Raw genomic sequence first — 17,491 nt, 5'->3', positions numbered from 1 at the left:
ACTCAAAGCCCACGTGATGGCGCTCGAGGAGGACGTGGTCGATCGGGGGGGTCGTGAGGCAGGGGCGGGCGGCCGGGCCGGCCTGGCCGCCGCCGATGACCGCGACGCAGACGTGCCGGCCGTCGAGGCCACCGGCGAGCAGGTGACCCGAGAGGTCGTCCGTTGCCTTCATGTCTTCCAGTGAAGAGAGCAACGATTACCGAAGTGTTTCATCCGGAACACTTCTGGATGTCGCACGTAAACGTTGAGTCTTCTTCGGCCAAGCTGTGGATTCGTTGCTGGTCAAAGGTTTTGGAGGCATGCTGAAGATATGCGGATCAGCCTGCTCACCTACTCGACCAAGCCGCGCGGTGGTGTGGTGCACACTCTGGCCCTGGCCGAGGCACTGGCGAGGGCGGGGCAGGACGTGACGGTCTGGACGCTGGCGCGAGGTGGCGACCAAGCCTTCTTCCGGACGGTGGATCCGGCGGTGACCGTGCGGGCCGTGCCGTTCCCGTCCGTGGACGGCCAAACCGTCGGGCAGCGAGTCCTGCGGTCGATCGACGCCCTTCGCCGGGCCTTCGAGGGGTCGTACGACGTGATCCACGCCCAGGACTGCATCAGTGCCAATGCGGTGCCGGGCAAGGTGCGCACGGTGCACCACCTGGACCACTTCACCACGGCCGAGCTGGCGGCCTGTCACGAGCGGGCCATCGTGCAGCCGGCCGCCCATGTCTGTGTCTCCTCGGCGGTGGCCGGTGAGCTCTACGACGGCTGGGGCCTGCGGGCGACGGTCATCCCGAACGGTGTGGACGCGGCCCGCTTCGCCACGGCGGTACCTGACTGCTCGTGGCGGGAGAAGTACGGCGACTTCGTGCTGGCGGTCGGCGGTATCGAGCCTCGCAAAGGCACGATCGACCTGGTGAGGGCGATGGGGATCGTGCAGGCGGTACGTCCGGGGGTGCGGTTGCTCGTGGCCGGCGGGGAGACGTTGTTCGACTACCGCGACTATCGGTCCACCGTCGACCGGGAGGCCTGGCGGCTGGGGGTGAAGTTCACCGTGCTGGGCACGGTCGCCGAGGACGACCTGCCCGGGTTGGTCGCCTCCAGCGCCGCTTTCGCCTTCCCCTCGACCGCCGAGGGTTTCGGTCTGGCCGCGATGGAGGCACTGGCCGCCCGGCGCCCGGTGATCGTGCGTGATCTGCCGGTGCTGCGCGAGGTGTTCGGGGACTGTGTGCGATTCGCCGCGTCCCCCGCGACCCTGGCCACGGGGCTGCTGGCCGACCTCTCCGGTGAGGTCGACCCGGCGCGGCGGGAACGGGGAAGTGCCCTGGCCGCATCACATTCCTGGGACGATGCGGCGGCCGCGCACCTGTCCCTGTACCGGCGTCTGCTGGACGAGGGGGCGCCCGTCGGCTCTGAGGCATCCGGACCGGGCCGTCCTGTGGGGAGATCGATCCGGGATACTGAGCCCAGTGCTCAGTCGAGATAGAGCCGTCGCTCCGCCAGCATCAGCCGGGCGGCCTCGTCGCCGAGTTCGCGCAGATGGGTCAACTCGGTGTCCGTGAAGGTCCGGGCCTCTCCACCCATGACGCAGAACGCGCCCAGCACATGGCCGCTGGGGGTCAGGAGGGGAACGCCGGCGTAGGCTCCGACTCCTTCAAAGGTGACGGCTGGGTGCTCACGCCGGATCGGGTCGGCCGAGGTGTCCGTGACCACGAACGGTTCGGCGGCCAGGACGACATCGGCGCAGAACGACCACTCGACCGGCATGCCGGCCACCGACTGCATCCAGTTCCGCAGTCCGTGGCAACCGGCAATGATCTGGGCGCTGTCCAGCACGACACTGGTCAGGGAGGCCGGCATGCTGAAGTATTCGGTGGCCTCGCAGGACAGTGCGTCCAGAGCCGGCTTCAGGCCCGGGGCGTCGAAGTCGTAGTGCGTGAGCTCCTGCATCCGGTCCAGCCGGCCCAGACGTTCCTTGACGGTACTCATGATGCGCTCCTCACAATGTGATATGCCGCGGTCAGATGGTCATAGGTGTCCAGCCGGATACTGAGTGCGCGGGCGCACAAGGCCATCACCGGATCCTGGCTCTTCATGGTCTGTAACAGTTTCTGCAGTGCGTCGCGGCTGGTCTCGTGACCCCGGAGTCCGCATCGGCGCAGCAGGTCGGCCCACAGGTCGTCCGCCTTGTCGCCGTAGACGTTGGACAGGGCCGCGCGGACCTCGGCGAGGTCCGGCAGTGCGAGGCCGTACCGATGTGCTGCCTCCGCTTCCACGTCATCCGGGACCGATTCCGAGATCATCGGGGTGCCCCGGCCCGGAGAGACTGTTCCGGGGCCACTTTTCCCGGTGGTATCCGGTAGCACCGGCCGGGGCACGGTTACCACCGGCTGTGGTGTTTCGGGCTGTGCTGTCATGGTTGTGCTCCCGTCGAGAGCTATCGGTCAGCTGGGCTGGCTGCTCTGGGCCTAGTAGCGGAACGCGTTGACGGAGGAGTTGAGTGACTCCGCAACCCGGGTCAGGTCCTCGGCCGCCTTCTGGCTGGACAGCGCGCTGCTGGCGGTCGCCGAGCTGACCTCGGCCACCGAGCCGAAGACCGTCATCACGTGCTCACTGGAGGTCGTGGCCTCACTGATGGAACGGCTCATCTCCTGCGTGGTGGCCGACTGCTGTTCCACCGCGGAAGCGATGGTGGTGGAGAACTCGTTGATCTGCTCGATCACCTGGCTGATCCGGCTCACGGCCTGGGCCGCCGAGTCGCTGGTCACCTGAAGCAGGCTGATGCGGCTGGTGATGTCCTCGGTGGCGCTGGCCGTCTGGTGGGCCAGCTCCTTGACCTCACCGGCGACCACCGCGAACCCCTTGCCGGACTCACCCGCTCGCGCGGCTTCGATCGTGGCGTTCAGGGCGAGGAGATTCGTCTGCTCGGCAATCGAGCTGATCAGCTTGACCACTTCGCCGATCTCGCTGGAAGCCTCCTTCAGCTGAAGGATTTCGTGGTTCGTCTGGTCGGCGACGCGAGCCGACTCCTGGGCCACGGCGGCGGCGCGGGCGGCATTCGTGCTGATCTCGCTGATCGATGCGGACATCTGCTCCGCACCGGCCATGACCGACGTCATGTTGCCGTTCATGTCGCCTGCCGATTCGGCCGCCGACTCAGCCTGCGACGACGCCTCGGCCGCTCCGGTGGTGAGCTGGCCGGACACCTCGAAGAGGCGATCGGCGGCGCCCGTCAGAACCCCGGCCGTTCCGCCCAGATCCGACACCGTGCGACGGAGTGTCGACATGGCCACGTCGACGTCCGCTCCCATGCCGGCGAACTCGTCCTGCCCGGGCACCTCAGCGTTCTGCGTCAGATCCCCGCTGCGGAGACGTCTCATGGCCTCCGACACCAGGTGCAGGCTCTTGAGGATGGACTGGCTCACCCACCAGGTCATCAGGAGCGCCAGAGTGATGCCGGCCGCCAGCGCCAGCACGATCAGCAGGCGCGCGGAATGGTACGAACGCAGTGCGCTGGCGCGCCGCTCCTGAGCGGCGGTCGTCTCCTGTGCCGTGAGCTGGTCCGCGGCTTCCTCCGCCTGGGTGGCGAAGGGGGCGGCTTCCTTGTCCCGCACACGCTGGACCTCGGCGGCATCCCGGCGTCGGCTGGCCGGCAGAAGCTGGTCGTCCCGGACCTTCCGGTACTTGCTCCAGGCCTCGCGCAACTCGGTCAGGAGTTCGGAGCTGGCCGGGGCCTTGGCGTAGACGGCGATGTCCGTATCGAACTTCTTGTCATCAGCGGCAATGGCCTCGTCGTACTTGGCCTTCCGTGCGTCGTCCTGAGAGATCGCGTGATTGAGCACGTCGCGGCGCGTAGCCTGCATATCCATGTTCACATCAGCGATCTGCTGAATGGGCACGAGCGCATCCGAATAGATTTTCTCGGCGTCCTGGCTCATGTCTGCCATCCGGGAGACCGCCAGAACGCCGACGATCCCGGCGACCAGTGCCATGAGCCCGGCGACCAGGCTGATCTTGGTCATCAGCCGCCGGTTGGTGAGCCATCCGCCCATCGACGTTCGTGCTCCCTCTGCCAGAACACCGGACCCGAGTTTCTCCCGGGCCGTGTTTGTTGCTTCGACGAATGACTGATCGACGACAAGTGCTGACTGCTTGATCGGCGAAGGCAAAACCGTCGGGTGACCCCTCCTGGAGAAGTAGCCCGTACGGCTGCCTGGCAGTGGTGGCGGGCGGTCTCACCCGTTCCGCAGGTCCACGTACTAAATGTCCGACCGTCGCGCTTCTGTCGACCCCGGACTTTTCTGCGTGTTGGTGATGGCAGGCAACCTTTCCCGCCGCCCCAACGACTAGGGGCCAGTCAGCTCGTCCGGTGATCGTCGTACAAGGGAAAAGACCACCCATGGTTCAGTTTCGTGCTCGTAGGCGCTGGCAGGTCGCTGGTGTGGCCGGTCTGGTCACACTGATCGGCGCCGGTGTCACTGTTGTCGGCGCTCACGCCGCCGAACCGTCCGGCAGCGCGTTCAGTGCCGATTTCGAGTCCGGCAGCACCAGCGCCTGGTCCAAGTCGGGCGGCACGTGGGCCATCGCCACCGACGGCACGAAGGTGCTGCGCCAGAGCAACGCGAGCAGCCAGAACGCCCGCGAGTTCGCCGGTGACACCTCCTGGACCGACTACACGGTCGCCGGTCGCGTGAAGCCGCTCTCGATCGGTACCGGCGGTTTCGTCGGTGTGCTGGCCCGCGCCAAGAGCTCGACGACCTTCTACCGGCTCGCGCTGGTTCCGGGCGCCGTCCAGCTCCAGGCCGTGAGCAGCGGTACCGTCACCGTGCTCGCCACCTCGGCGCAGACCGTCTCGAACAACACCTGGTACACCCTCAGCCTGAGCGTCTCCGGCACGACCGTCACCGGTAGCGTCAACGGCAAGGTCGTGGGCACGGTCAAGAGCTCGCTCGCGTCCACCGGCCGCATCGGTCTGCAGACCGGGAACGCGACCGCCAGCTTCGACGACCTCACCGTGACCACGGGATCGGTCGCCACGCCGACCACGACGACCACGAGTGCGCCGGTCACCACGACGAAGCCCGCCGCCACGGCGACCACCGGTGCCCCCGTGACCACCACGTCCAGTGGTTCCGCGGTGGCCGGGGCCCTGTACGTGTCGCCCAAGGGCACGGCCGGTGCGGCCGGTACCGAGGCAGCCCCGACCACCCTGGCCAACGCCATCACCAAGGTGGCCGCCGGCGGCACGATCTACCTGCGGGGCGGCACCTACTCGCTGTCCGCGACGCAGACCATCGCGGCGGGCAACAACGGCACGGCCAGTGCGCTCAAGACGATCTCGGCGTACCCCGGTGAGAAGCCGGTGCTGGACTTCTCGGCGATGGCCACGGCCGACTCGAACCGCGGTCTCGCGCTCAACGGCAACTACTGGCACCTGTACGGATTCACTGTGCAGAAGGCCGGTGACAACGGCATCGCGGTCGGTGGCAGCCACAACACCATCGAGCGCATCGTGACCGCCTACAACCGCGACAGCGGCCTGCAGATCTCCCGGGTCTCCTCGGCCGTCGCGAAGGCGGACTGGCCGGCCAGCAACCTGGTGCTCAGCTCCGAGTCGCACGACAACGCCGACCCCGACGGTGAGGACGCGGACGGCTTCGCCGCCAAGCTCACCGTGGGCGCCAACAACGTCTTCCGTTACACCGTGTCGCACAACAACATCGACGACGGCTGGGATCTTTTCGCCAAGCCCGACACCGGTGCCATCTCGCCGGTGACCATCGAGGACTCGCTGTCCTACGGCAACGGCACGCTGACCAACGGCACGGTGAACGCCTCGGGTGACCGGAACGGTTTCAAGCTCGGCGGTTCGGACATCAAGGTCAACCACATCGTCAAGCGCAGCATTGCTTACAACAACGGCCACCACGGCTTCACGTACAACAGCAACCCCGGCTCGATGACGATCGCGAACAACCTCAGCGTCGACAACGCCGAGCGCAACTACGCGTTCGACGAGGGCACGTCGACGTTCACCAGCGACACCTCGTGCCGCTTCAAGGTGAGCGGGTCGAACGACAAGATCTCCGGCACGGCCGACAGCTCGAACCAGTTCTACTCGGGTAGCAACGGTTCTCGCTGCTCCGCCTACAGCGGTGCCTTCGCCTGGTCGTTCGACACGGCCGGCAAGCTGGTCACCACCTTCGGTGGCAAGGCCGTCACCTTCTGATCCAGCCCCACGCAAAGTACCGCCCCGGCCGGAAATCCGGCCGGGGCGGTACTTTGCGTCCGGACCTACCGCAGGGTCCGGGTGGCGGCGGCCAGCGCCGTGATCTGCTGCCAGTCGGCGTCCTTCACTGCGGTCTTGGGCGTCAGCCAGGTTCCGCCGACGCATCCGACGTTGGGCAGGGCCAGGAAGTCCGGCGCCGACTCCGGGGTGACGCCGCCGGTCGGGCAGAACCGCAACTGGGGGAGCGGGCCTCCCACCGCCTTGAGCAGCGCCGTTCCGCCGACCACGGTGGCCGGGAAGAGCTTGGCCTCGGTGATGCCCCGCTCCAGGAGCCGCATCATGTCTGACGGGGTCGCGCAGCCCGCCAGGAACGGCAGCCCGACGCGCTCCAGGCCGTCGAGGAGACGGTCGGTGCTGCCCGGGCTGACCAGGAACCGCGCACCGGCGGCGGCCGAATCCTGGGCCTGCTGCTCGGAACAGACGGTGCCGGCGCCGATGAGCATCTGCGGAACCTCGGCGGCGATGGCCTGGATCGCACCCAGCGCGGCGGGGGAGCGCAGGGTCACCTCGATGATGCCGACGCCTCCGGCGAGAAGGGCGTGGGCCAGCGGTACGGCGCTCTCGACGTCGTCCACGACGACGACCGGGATCACCGGGGAGACGTCCAGGAGCGAGGTGGTGGTGTCGGCGAGAGTGGCCTGTGCGGTGCTCATGCGTATCGTCTTTCACTGGTTTCGAGGTCGAGGGAGATACCGGTCTCGATGCCGGCCGAGTTGTCGGTGGAGGCGCTGCCGAGCATGCCGAGAGCGTCGCCGAAGACGGTGGCGCCCTGGTCGGCCGGCCCGACCGTGGAGCGGAACGCGGCGAACAGTTCCCGTCCGGCCCCGAAAGCGGGTGCCGCGGTGCGGGTGACGATCGGCCGGGCGGCGAGCACGGCCGGTTCGACATCCACCCGCAAGGTACTGGTCAGGCAGTCGAGGGTGATGACGTCGCCGTCCTGGATCCGGGCGATGGGTCCGCCGGCGGCCGCTTCGGGGGTGACGTGGATGGCGGCCGGGATCGCACCCGAGGCACCGGACATCCGCCCGTCGGTGACCAGGGCCACGCGCCGGCCGCGGTCCTGCATGATGCCGAGCGCGGAAGTCAGGCCGTGCAGCTCGGGCATGCCGTTGGCGGCCGGGCCCTGCTGACGGATGACGACGACGGTGTCGCCGTCGAGGTCACCGGCCCGGAACGTCGCCAGGAAGTCCTCGTCGGTGTCGAACACGCGGGCCGGTGCGGTGATGACCTGGTGCTCCGGGGCCACGGCGGACACCTTGACCACGGCCTGGCCGAGATTGCCGTGCACGATGCGGATTCCGCCCTCCGGGGAGAACGGATCGCTGACCGGGCGCAGCACGTCGGCGTCCAGTGTCCGGGGCGGGCCCGGACGCCATTCGAGCGCACCGTCCACGACCACCGGCTCCTCGGTGTAGCGGCGTAGCCCCGGACCGGCAATGGTCTGGACGTCGTCGTGCAGGAGCCCGGCGTCGAGCAGTTCGCGCATCAGCAGGCCGATGCCGCCGGCGGCGTGGAAGTGGTTCACATCGGCTGAGCCGTTGGGGTAGATGCGAGACAACAAGGGGACGAGGCGGCCCAGGTCGCTGATGTCGTCCCAGGTCAGGGTGATGCCGGCGGCGCGGGCGATCGCCACCAGGTGAATGGTGTGGTTGGTCGATCCGCCGGTGGCCAGCAGCCCGACCACGCCGTTGACGACAGCCTTCTCGTCGATGACGTGTGCGATGGGCGTGTACTCCGACCCCTGCGGCGTGACGGCCGTGACCCGCGCCGCGGCGGCATCGGTCAGCGCGTCACGCAGCTCGGTTCCCGGGTTGGGCAGGCTCGCACCCGGCAGGTGCAGGCCCATGACCTCCATCAGCAGCTGGTTGGAGTTGGCGGTGCCGTAGAACGTGCAGGTGCCCGGGCCGTGGTACGACGCGGCCTCGGCCTCGAGCAGCGTCTGCCGGTCGACGAGCCCTTGCTCGAACTGCTTACGGATGCGGGCCTTCTCGCCGTTGGGGATGCCGCTGGTCATCGGGCCGGCCGGGATCAGTACGGTGGGCAGGTGCCCGAAGGCCAGCGCGCCGATCAGCAGGCCGGGCACGATCTTGTCGCAGACCCCGAGCATGATGGCGCCGTCGAACATCTCGTGGGACAGGGCCACGGCCGTGGACATGGCGATCACGTCGCGGCTGAAGAGTGAGAGCTGCATGCCGTCGCGGCCCTGGGTGATGCCGTCGCACATGGCCGGCACGCCGCCGGCGAACTGCGCGATGCCGCCCGCGCGGATGACCGACTTCTTGATCCGGGCGGGGTAGTTCTCGAACGGACGGTGGGCCGAGAGCAGATCGTTGTAGGCGGAGACGATCGCGATGTTCGGCTTGGTGGTTCCGCGCAGGGCGGTCTTCTCCTGGGCGTCACCCGCGGCGAAGCCGTGAGCCAGGTTCGAGCAGCCGAGCCGGCCGCGGGCCGGGCCCGCCGCGATGGCTTCGGAAACGCGCTCGAGGTAGGCGGTGCGGGTGAGCTCTGAGCGCCGGGCGATGCGGGCGGTGATCTCCTGGATGGCCGGGATGGGCCCAGTGGGTCCGTTCATGTGACGAGGGTAACCAGTTTTGCTTCCGAAAGGCATAACTCCTGTCCTCCGAAAGCTAAATTAGAGTGAACGCGTGGAAACGGTGCGGGGGATCGGTCAGTGAGAGGCACTGTGACGGCGGTCACTGCCGGTGACGTGCTTCAGCTGGTGCGCGACGGGGAAGCCCGGTCGCGCGCGGAGGTCGCCCGGCTGACCGGGTTGTCGCGGACGGCGGTCGCGGCCCGGGTGGACGCGCTGGTCGAGGCCCATCTGGTGGCCGAGACGGAGTCACCGGGGATCGGTGTCGGGCGCCCGCCCAAGCGTCTGGAGTTCGAGGCCGGCGCGGGTCTGGTGCTCGCTGCCGCCATCGGGCGCAGCCGCGCCCAGTTCACCGTATGTGACCTTGCCGGGCGGGTTCTCGGTGCCGACGAACTCGAGCAGGAAGTCGGGCAGGGCCCGGCCGATGTGCTGCCGAGGGCGGTCAGCCGGTTGCGGGCCCTGCTCCTGAAGGTCGGGCGGGACCCGGCGGATGTGCTCGGGATCGGTGTCAGCATCCCCGGCACGGTCGACCCGGTGGCCGGTACGAGCCTCAATTCGGCGATCATGCGCGGGTGGGACGGCGTACCGATCGCGCCCTACTTCGCCGAGCTCTCGTCCGCGCCCGTGGTGATCGAGAATGACACGAACGCGATCGCCCTGGCCGAACTCGACGCCCACTTCACCCGCTATCAAGATGCCCTGATCGTCAAGGCGTCCACCGGCCTGGGCGCCGGAATCGTCGCCGGAGGCGTTCTGCAGCACGGAGCGCGGGGTGCGGCGGGTGACATCGGACACGTGAAGTACCGCGGCGCCCACAACGTGCCGTGCCGGTGCGGCGACAGCGGCTGCCTCGAGGCGGTGGCCGGCGGGTGGGCGCTGGTGCGCGACCTGACGGCCCAGGGCCGCGAGGTCGCGCACGTCCGCGACGTCGTCAGCCTCGCCCTCGAAGGCGATGTCGTGGCCCGCCGGGCCATCCGCAGCAGCGGGCAGGCGATCGGGGCGGTCCTGGCCGCCGCCGTCACTCTGCTCGATCCGGCCGTCATCGTCGTCGGCGGCGACATGGCCCCGGCCTACGACCTGCTCGTGGCCGGCCTACGGGAGACCCTTTATCGCGACGCCACCACCGTGGCCGCCCGGGACCTGGACGTCCTGGCGGCAACTCATGGCGCCGACTCCGGAACCCGGGGTACGGCGGTCCTGGCCCTGCGACGCGTCCTCAGCCCCCGGGCCGTCGACGACCGCCTCGGCCTGAACATCGCGCATCCCCGGTCGCCCTTGCGGGCGGGGGCCTGAGGGCGGCTCAGATGCCGTTCTCCCCACCGTCGACGTAGAGGGTGGTGCCGAGCACGAAGCTGCTCTGGGGGGAGGCGAGGAACGAGACCGCGGCCGCCACCTCCTCGACGGTTCCGTGGCGTCCCAGAGGAACCTTCGCCCGGAAGGTGGCCTCCACCGCTTCGGCGTTCTCCTTCCCGACGATCTTGCCCACGGCCGGGGTCGAGATCGCGCCGGGCGAGACCGTGTTGACCCGGATGCCGCGCTCCTTGAGTTCGTTGGCCCAGGTGCGGCCGAACAGGCGGATCGCGGCCTTGCTCGCCCCGTAGGCGCCGAAACCGTCCCAGCCGTCGTCGGCCCGGACGGAGGCGTTGAGGATGACCGACGATCCCTCGTTCAGCAGGGGCAGGGCCTTCTGCACGGTGAGGAACGTGCCGCGGATGTTGACCTGGTAGATCCGGTCGAGCAGGTCCACGTCCATCTCGTCCAGGCGCCCGAACCCGCCGATCCCGGCGTTGGCGAACAGCACGTCCAGACCTCGGCCCCGGGCGCGGACGGCCTCGTACAGCCGGTCCAGGTCGGCGGGGACGGAGATGTCGCCGGGCACGGCGGTCGCCGAGCCGACGATCTTGGCGGCCGCGTCCAGCTCTGCTTCGCGGCGGCCGGTGATGAAGACGTGCGCGCCCTCCTGCGCCAGGCGAACGGCCGCGCCCAGGCCGATCCCGTCGCTGCCGCCGGTGACGACAGCGGTCTTGCCCTCAAGCTGACTCATGGCCATGACCTCTCGTTACTTCGGTACCGATCGGAACCGAATATGACCGTAACACATCGGGACCGATCGGTACCGAAGTAGTAGAGTGAGGTCGTGCAGGAAGACAGAAGGCCCCCGGTCGGCCGTCCACGAGGCTTCGACGCCGACGCGGCGCTGGAGCGCGCCATGCGGGTCTTCTGGGAGCGGGGCTACGACGGGGCGAGCCTCACCGACCTCACCGAGGCCATGGGTATCACCAAGACCAGCATGTACCGGGCCTTCGGCAACAAGGACGAGCTGTTCCTCAAGGCGCTGGCCCATTACGACCAGGGCCCGGCCGCTTACGGGCGGCGCGCGGTGACCGAACCGGCCGCCCAGGCCGTCGCGAAGGCGTTCCTGGACGGTTCGGTCCGGACCACCACCCAACCCGACTGGCCGTCCGGGTGTTTCGGGGTCCAGGGGGCGCTGGCCATCAGTGATCTGGGGAGCGCGGCGCACCATGCCCTCGCGGCCTGGAGGAATGATGGACGAGCACTGCTCCAGAACCGTTTTCAGCAGGCCGTCAACGAGAAAGACCTGCCGGAGAGTGCGGACGCGGCCCGGCTCGCCCGGTACGTCATGACGGTGGCGTTCGGGATCGCGGTGCAGGCGGCCAGCGGACTGAACCGCGAGGAGCTGCAGGAGATCGCCGACACCGCGTTGGTGGGCTGGCCGTTCACGCGCCCCTGATCAGGTGGACGCGACGCCGAGACCGATGGCCACGGCGGACAGTACGGCGAACACCAGGGCCATCGGGGCGCCCTTGAATTCCCCGGTACGGATGTGAAAACCGAGAGCACCGAAGAAATACAGCAACAGCCCGGTCGCGGCGGCGATGCCCAGCGGCCGCCATCCGATACCGATCAGCAGGCCCGCGGCACCGGCCAGGTTGAGCAGAGCCAGCGGCACGAACCACGATTGAGGGACGCCCGCAGCTTTCATTCCGGAGACGGCGGGCTCCAGGCCCCGGATCTTCGCGGTGGCGGTGCCGGTGTTCATGAGCGCCAGGACGACGGCGACAGCGGTGTAGGCAATGAACATGTCAGACCTCGGTACTGGTTGATGGGGGAGTGGTTCTCGCGACGCAGTACGGGCGCGACGTCGGAGGCGACTCGTTCGATCGACTCGAGGACGTCGGTTGCGCGGCGTTGTCACCGGTGCCGACATCGGTCAGAGAGTAGACACCGAGCTCGATCTCGGCTGTTTCTGGCATTCCTTCGACGTTAGGCAGCCGTTAGGTACCTGAAGGTACCCTTCGGCTCATGAGCCTGCGTCCCGGAACCGTCTTCCTGGCCGACTGCCCGGCCCGGCTGGCCATCGAGATCATCTCCAGCAAGTGGGCGGTGGTCACGTTGTTCGCGCTCAGCGAGGGCCCGCTGCGCCACGGTGACCTGGTGGATCTGATCGGTGGAGTCTCCCGGAAAGTGCTCACCCAGACGCTGCGCCGCCTTCAGGAGCACGGGCTGGTCGACCGTCAGGTGTTCGCCGAGGCCCCGCCCCGGGTGGAGTACAGCCTCACCGAGCTCGGGCAGACGCTCAAAGAGCCGATCATCGCCCTCACCACCTGGGCTCGCGTGAACGGTGAAGCGGTCGTGGGTTCCTTCGAAGAGGCCGAGGGCGCGTAGTACGGCATGCGCGGCTCAGCCGACCACACGCAGACCACCGTGCTGAGAAACAATGGTGCGCAACGCGTCCTCTGCTGCTGCATCCGCCGGGGTGATGACGGAAAGGCGCTGATCCGAGCCGTCCTGGACGGCCAGCACGTCGTAGCGAAGGGTCATGACGCCGGCGGTCGGATGAAGCACGCGCTTGGTTCCGTTCGTGCGCTCCTGGACCGTTTGGTCGTCCCACCAGGACGCGAAATCGGGGCTCTTCTGACGTAGCTCACCGACCAGGGTCTGGAGCCGGGGATCGTCCGGGTGCCGGGTGAGGTTCGCCCGCAGATTACCGACGTGCTCCCGGGCGATCCGGGTCCAGTCCATCTGGAAGTCGCGGGAGGCGGGTTCGAGAAACAGCGGCAGCGCGGTATTGCCCCCGACGGCGAATCCGGTCCCGAAAAGAGCTACCGCGGCCGCATTGTGGGCCAGCACGTCGAAGCGGAAGTCCAGGATCCAGGCCGGGGTCGTCGGCATGCTGCGCAGCAGGGTCTGAAGCGACTCGCTGGCCGGGGCCGGTACGTGCCGGGCGGGCGGCGCCTCGCCCCGGGCGATCAGGTGCAGATGGTGGCGCTCGGCCTCCGACAGCACCAGGGCCTGCGACACCGCGTCCAGGACGGCAGCGCCCGGAACGCCGACCCGACCCTGTTCCAGCCGGATGTACCAATCGATGCTGACGGCGGCCAGCTGGGCGACCTCCTGCCGCCTCAGTCCTGGCGTCCGACGCCGCGCGACCTCCGGCAGGCCGACGTCACCCGGCTGCACCCGGGCCCGCATCGCCCGGAGAAAGGCGGATAGTTCGGGCCGGTTCGTCGCCCTGGGCGCTGTCACTGCCTCAGCCTGCTACGCCGCGGTGTTGTTCGTCGAGAGCCGAGGGTGGCACTCCGGGCACCAGCATGCGAAGGATCTCCCTGGGCTTTCCCGCAGGTCGCAGGGTTGTGGGTGTTCGCAGTCCACCTCTCGCCGATTTGCCGATGGAGCCCACCAGCATGAACAACCCGTTCGACCGCCTCCCCCAGGTGCCCACCTTCGAGCTCAGGAGCGCCGCCGCCGTCGACGGCCGGCCTCTGCCGCCGGCACAGATGTCCGGAGCCTTCGGGAGCCCCGGTGGCCAGGACATCTCGCCGGACCTGACCTGGTCCGGAGCCCCCGAGGGCACGAAGAGCTACGCCGTCACCATGTACGACCCCGACGCCCCGACGATGTCGGGCTTCTGGCACTGGGCCGTTGCCAACATCCCCACCACCGTCACCGCCCTGCCCGCCGGTGCCGACCTGCCCGAGGGAGCGATCCAGCTGCCGAACGACGCCCGCATGCCGCAGTACATCGGCGCCGCCCCGCCGGCCGGCCACGGCCCGCACCGCTACTTCATCACCGTGCACGCCCTGGACGTGGAGGACATCGGCGTGCCGGCCGAGGGCACCCCGGCCTTCCTCGGCTTCACCATGGCCTCCCACATCCTCGCCCGCGCCACGATCGTGGCCACCGCCGAGACCCCGGCTGCCTGACTGCACTGGCCCGGTTCCCGAAGGGGAACCGGGCCGGCTGGTGACCACGACATTGGAGGACGCCGGTGGAGACTTGTTCGCGTCGGTGAACCGGGTGCCGGGCTGGTCTTACCCGCCCTCGATCAGCCGTAGCTCGTGATGGTCGACGAAGTCCTGATAATCCTTCACGTTCAGCGTGGCCAACGGAAGACCATGGGTCAGGCAGCAAGCTGCGTTCCACATGTCGTTCAACGGCCGAGGACGGCCCCGCTGGATCGCGGAGGCCGACAAGTGTCCCCACGTCACTGCCACCGCTTCGTCTCCTGGCAGGACAACCTGCCCAGAGAGCCAGTCAGCAAGCTCCTGGCGGCTCCGGCCACCCCACTGACGTAGCCGTGACCACGTGGTCAGTTCGGCCAGCGTCACAAAGGTGAGCAGCGACTGGCGGCCGATCAGACGCGCTTCGAGCGAGCCTGGGAGTTTTCCCTTGTGCAGACGCGAAGCAACGTCGGTGTCTAGGACAACAGGCTGAAGCACAGCTTCAGGATAGGTTGCGCTGACGCTCGGATCGGTAAAAAGCCAAAAATTCGTCCAGTTCCTCGTCGGAGGAGAACGTGTCCGCTCGAAGGTCATCGACCGATGCGATGGGGGGCACGCCCTTGGCTGCCAGCAACTCCGCGGCGGTGAGCCGGGGACGTGGAGCGAAGAACGGCTCCTGATGAGCTGACGTGCTCACTATCCATCACCTCCAGATGCGACGACGAGACCAGTTTAACCAATTACCTGGTATCTGGTACCTGGTCGACCATCAAGTCGATGTCGATGTTCGAGGGGGCATCAGGTTGTGGGGGACACGTGGCCGTGGACGCTACTCAGGCCTTCGCTGCGTGATCCGATGTACCCATCATGGTGGATGCGGAACCGATGAGCGTTCTGGCCAGTCGCTGGAGTGAACTTCTGATCGGCGATCTCGAAACTGATGAGCACCTCACCGCTGCGGCTGCGGCAACCGGGTCGCTGCTGCGGCAGGCTGCCACCGAAACGGAGATCCGGGAGGCGGAAGAGCGGCTGGGCTGTCGTCTTCCGGCTTCGTACCGGGATTTTTTGCTGTTCAGCAACGGCGCCTATGCCGACGACTACGGGCCGACCATCGTCTGTGACCCCGAGGATGCTGAGGAAGCGCCGCTCGAATCGTCCGTTGTCGGAGTCGGTTTCCTGCCCGTCCAGGACGTGACGTGGCTGCGGGATGCCATGCCCTGGTTCGCCGAGATGCTCAGCGAACCGGTGGCGGGCTCAGAGCCTGGGCCGGTGACCGAGGACGGGCAGCACCCGTGGCCCTGGGCGCCGTTCGCCGACGGGCTGTTGATCGCCACGGACAAGCATCCGGGTACGACGGTCCTGATCCGTTTCGACGGGCTCGATGAGTGGCAGATGTGGAACGTCCACAAGGAGTCGAGCACGGCCTACCGGTCGTTCCGGTCATTTCTCGAGGGCCAGGTCCGGGAGCGTGAGCCCGTGAACACGCTCCCGGAGGTCGAAGAACTCCTTGAACGTGGTCGTGCCGGCGACCAGGAGGCGACGATGCGGTTGTCGCGGGTGCGTACGGCCGAGGCTTTCGACCTGTTGTCGACAGCTGTCGATGACCCCCAGATCGGTCAGCAGGTGGTGCGGGCCCTCGCCTGTCTGGGTACGCCCGAAGCCGTCGGCCTGGTGATGGGTATGGACGCCGAGCGGGCCCGCCCCGGCCTGATTGCGCTCGGCACCCAGGAGGCGCGGGACCTGTTGTTCACCCGTAACGACATGGAAGGGCTGCGGGACACTGGCGATCCTCGGGCCGTCGATCTGGCCGCCGCGGCCGTCGGCGCTCTGGACCCCACTCAGAAGATTCCGTGGGACATGCGTGGAGCCTTCTTCCAGGTGAGTCATACGGGAGACCCGCGCTACCTGCCCCTGCTCATGCAGTTCTTCGAGCACGGGCCAGAAGGATCCTTCGATCTCATCGTCTGCCTCGCCAACCTGGGTGCGCCTGAGGGGCTGGACCGTCTGGAAGCCATAGCGGTCTCGGCCAGCGACTCCAGGAACCACACGGCTCGGCACTTGCTGCGGCAAGCCCGGAAAAGACTTGAAAAAGGCTGATGCTGGAATCAACTCCCCTTCATCCCTGCCCATGCTGTGGGCATCTCGTGTTCGGGGAGCCACCCGGGTCGTACAACATCTGCCCCGTCTGTTTCTGGGAGGACGACGTCGTCCAGCTGCGGTACCCCGACCACGTGGGCGGAGCCAATGCGCTCTCCCTGGTTGAAGCTCAGCGTTGCTACATCCAGTTCGGTGCGATGGAGCGGCGGTTCATGACCCACGGGCGTCCAGCGGCGGCTGACGAACCTCTTGACGACGGGTGGCGGCCGATGGGTGAGGCTGATCGCCGTGAAAGGTTCGAGCCAGGTGCACAGGATCCGTGGCCGGAAGACCCGACCGCGCTGTACTGGTGGCGGGATACCTGAGGGACACGGCAGGTGTAGCAGCACATCCATCAGCGGTGGATGCCCATCCGCCGGCCGACCGCGGTGACTGCCGCGATCAGCCGGGCACCCGCGTCCTCTGCTGGAAAGTCGGGTGCCGGAAGGTCAGACGGTGCGGTATCGGGAGGCCAGCTCGGGGCTCTGGCCGCCGAAAGCGGCCAGGTCGGCCGCGAAGACCGCGTCCAGCAGCCCGGCGTCCTCGACACCGGGGGCCACCACGACCTCCCCGAGTTCCAGGCCACGCAGGCTGGCGGTGACCACGTCGTCCGCGCTCATCCGGGGTACGGCACTGAGGTCCATGCCCTGGCGCTCGTGGAATTCCGTGGCCACGACCCCGGGGCAGACGACCTGAACCTGGACGCCGGTGCCCTCGAGTTCGGCGCTGAGCGTCTGCGACAGGGCCACGGCGAAGGCCAGGCCACCGGCGTAGACGGCGCGGCGCGGCATCACCGAGCTGGGCGCGGGACCGCTGAAGGCGATCATGCCGGCGACGTTGATGATGGTGCCCTCGCCGCGGGCCTGCATGCCACCCACCACGGCCCGGGTGAGCAGCGTCGGAGCCAGCACCTTGACCTGGGCCAGCTCGCGGGCCTTCTCGGCGGGCAGGTCGGCCAGCGGCATGTAGTGCGCCACTCCGGCGTTGTTCACCAGCATCGAGATCTCTTCGGAGGCAGCCACTTTCGCGACAAAATCAATGCCCTCGGTGGTGGACAGGTCTGCGGCGATGCTGCGGACGGCGACCTCCGGGTGGGCCTCGGCGAACTCCTTCAGACGCTCCTCACGGCGCCCCACGATGATCAGGTCGTAGCCCTGCGCGGCCAGTCGCTGCGCGAAGGCCCGGCCGATGCCGGAGGTGGCGCCGGTGACGAGTGCGAGCTTGCTCATGAAGCTTTCCTTCCAGATG

At 68.1% G+C, this 17,491-nt stretch carries 18 protein-coding genes; 8 read left to right on the top strand and 10 right to left on the bottom strand.

Going from position 1 to position 17,491, the window contains the following annotated elements; genetic code table 11:
* The first annotated feature begins 310 nt into the window (after positions 1-310).
* A complete protein-coding gene (locus tag LR393_RS22750; RefSeq protein ID WP_231486172.1) occupies positions 311-1,471 on the top strand; it encodes an MSMEG_0565 family glycosyltransferase in 1,161 nt (386 codons plus the stop codon).
* Here LR393_RS22750 and LR393_RS22745 read toward each other — a convergent pair.
* Genes LR393_RS22745 through LR393_RS22735 form a run of 3 tightly spaced genes read right to left on the bottom strand, consistent with a single transcriptional unit; the run spans position 1,459 to position 4,037 of the window.
* The gene (locus tag LR393_RS22745; RefSeq protein WP_231486171.1) at positions 1,459-1,974 is read right to left on the bottom strand and encodes a GAF domain-containing protein; all 516 of its coding nucleotides are present in this window, start codon (positions 1,972-1,974) and stop codon (positions 1,459-1,461) included. The two genes, LR393_RS22750 and LR393_RS22745, sit on opposite strands and share 13 nt — an antisense overlap.
* Positions 1,971-2,402, bottom strand: a complete 432-nt coding sequence (locus LR393_RS22740) for a hypothetical protein (RefSeq protein ID WP_231486170.1) — start codon at positions 2,400-2,402, stop codon at positions 1,971-1,973. Before LR393_RS22740 ends, LR393_RS22745 begins: the two co-directional genes overlap by 4 nt.
* A gap of 51 nt (positions 2,403-2,453) precedes the next feature.
* Positions 2,454-4,037 carry a methyl-accepting chemotaxis protein gene (locus LR393_RS22735; RefSeq protein WP_231486169.1) on the bottom strand — a complete coding sequence of 528 codons (1,584 nt, stop codon included), beginning with the start codon at positions 4,035-4,037 and terminating at the stop codon, positions 2,454-2,456.
* 347 nt (positions 4,038-4,384) lie between these two features.
* On the opposite strand from LR393_RS22735, the gene LR393_RS22730 reads away from it, so the two are divergent.
* Positions 4,385-6,214 (top strand): family 16 glycoside hydrolase, encoded by a 1,830-nt coding sequence (locus LR393_RS22730; RefSeq protein WP_345718831.1) that lies wholly within the window; start codon positions 4,385-4,387, stop codon positions 6,212-6,214.
* A 65-nt stretch (positions 6,215-6,279) separates the two neighbouring features.
* On the opposite strand, the gene eda is transcribed toward LR393_RS22730, so the two are convergent.
* Both eda and edd read right to left on the bottom strand, forming a co-directional pair.
* Positions 6,280-6,927 (bottom strand): bifunctional 4-hydroxy-2-oxoglutarate aldolase/2-dehydro-3-deoxy-phosphogluconate aldolase, encoded by a 648-nt coding sequence (gene eda / locus LR393_RS22725; protein ID WP_231486167.1) that lies wholly within the window; start codon positions 6,925-6,927, stop codon positions 6,280-6,282.
* Complete coding sequence (gene edd / locus LR393_RS22720) at positions 6,924-8,846, bottom strand: phosphogluconate dehydratase (protein ID WP_231486166.1); 1,923 nt, start codon at positions 8,844-8,846, stop codon at positions 6,924-6,926. Before edd ends, eda begins: the two co-directional genes overlap by 4 nt.
* A 111-nt stretch (positions 8,847-8,957) precedes the next feature.
* On the opposite strand from edd, the gene LR393_RS22715 reads away from it, so the two are divergent.
* Positions 8,958-10,157, top strand: a complete 1,200-nt coding sequence (locus tag LR393_RS22715; protein WP_231486165.1) for an ROK family transcriptional regulator — start codon at positions 8,958-8,960, stop codon at positions 10,155-10,157.
* Positions 10,158-10,164: 7 nt separating this feature from the next.
* Here the strand turns inward: LR393_RS22715 and LR393_RS22710 are convergent, their stop codons facing one another.
* Complete coding sequence (locus tag LR393_RS22710) at positions 10,165-10,908, bottom strand: SDR family NAD(P)-dependent oxidoreductase (RefSeq protein WP_231486164.1); 744 nt, start codon at positions 10,906-10,908, stop codon at positions 10,165-10,167.
* Positions 10,909-11,001: 93 nt separating this feature from the next.
* Between LR393_RS22710 and LR393_RS22705 the strand changes: the two genes are divergently transcribed.
* A complete protein-coding gene (locus tag LR393_RS22705) occupies positions 11,002-11,616 on the top strand; it encodes a TetR/AcrR family transcriptional regulator (RefSeq protein ID WP_231486163.1) in 615 nt (204 codons plus the stop codon).
* Here the strand turns inward: LR393_RS22705 and LR393_RS22700 are convergent, their stop codons facing one another.
* Positions 11,617-11,967 (bottom strand): DoxX family protein, encoded by a 351-nt coding sequence (locus LR393_RS22700; RefSeq protein WP_231486162.1) that lies wholly within the window; start codon positions 11,965-11,967, stop codon positions 11,617-11,619.
* Between the two features lie 221 nt (positions 11,968-12,188).
* On the opposite strand from LR393_RS22700, the gene LR393_RS22695 reads away from it, so the two are divergent.
* Entirely contained in the window at positions 12,189-12,551 is a 363-nt protein-coding gene (locus LR393_RS22695; protein ID WP_231486161.1) for a winged helix-turn-helix transcriptional regulator, read from the top strand.
* 15 nt (positions 12,552-12,566) lie between these two features.
* On the opposite strand, the gene LR393_RS22690 is transcribed toward LR393_RS22695, so the two are convergent.
* Positions 12,567-13,412 carry a helix-turn-helix transcriptional regulator gene (locus tag LR393_RS22690; protein ID WP_231486160.1) on the bottom strand — a complete coding sequence of 282 codons (846 nt, stop codon included), beginning with the start codon at positions 13,410-13,412 and terminating at the stop codon, positions 12,567-12,569.
* Between the two features lie 158 nt (positions 13,413-13,570).
* Here LR393_RS22690 and LR393_RS22685 point away from each other — a divergent pair, with 158 nt between their 5' ends.
* On the top strand, positions 13,571-14,089 hold the full coding sequence (locus LR393_RS22685) for a YbhB/YbcL family Raf kinase inhibitor-like protein (RefSeq protein WP_269327691.1): 519 nt from the start codon (positions 13,571-13,573) through the stop codon (positions 14,087-14,089).
* Positions 14,090-14,197: 108 nt separating this feature from the next.
* Here the strand turns inward: LR393_RS22685 and LR393_RS22680 are convergent, their stop codons facing one another.
* A complete protein-coding gene (locus LR393_RS22680; RefSeq protein ID WP_231486159.1) occupies positions 14,198-14,701 on the bottom strand; it encodes a type II toxin-antitoxin system VapC family toxin in 504 nt (167 codons plus the stop codon).
* Between the two features lie 273 nt (positions 14,702-14,974).
* Here LR393_RS22680 and LR393_RS22675 point away from each other — a divergent pair, with 273 nt between their 5' ends.
* Positions 14,975-16,204, top strand: a complete 1,230-nt coding sequence (locus LR393_RS22675) for an SMI1/KNR4 family protein (protein ID WP_231486158.1) — start codon at positions 14,975-14,977, stop codon at positions 16,202-16,204.
* The gene (locus tag LR393_RS37130) at positions 16,204-16,569 is read left to right on the top strand and encodes a CPCC family cysteine-rich protein (RefSeq protein ID WP_345718830.1); all 366 of its coding nucleotides are present in this window, start codon (positions 16,204-16,206) and stop codon (positions 16,567-16,569) included. The genes LR393_RS22675 and LR393_RS37130 overlap by 1 nt, the downstream gene beginning before the upstream one ends.
* Before the next feature lie 123 nt (positions 16,570-16,692).
* On the opposite strand, the gene LR393_RS22670 is transcribed toward LR393_RS37130, so the two are convergent.
* The gene (locus tag LR393_RS22670) at positions 16,693-17,472 is read right to left on the bottom strand and encodes an SDR family NAD(P)-dependent oxidoreductase (protein ID WP_231486157.1); all 780 of its coding nucleotides are present in this window, start codon (positions 17,470-17,472) and stop codon (positions 16,693-16,695) included.
* Positions 17,473-17,491: the final 19 nt, after the last annotated feature.

The organism is Kineosporia mesophila (assembly GCF_021129235.1).
GTDB lineage: Bacteria > Actinomycetota > Actinomycetes > Actinomycetales > Kineosporiaceae > Kineosporia > Kineosporia mesophila.
Note: the sequence above shows the minus strand (reverse complement) of the source record. Positions and strands in the feature narration are given on the sequence as shown.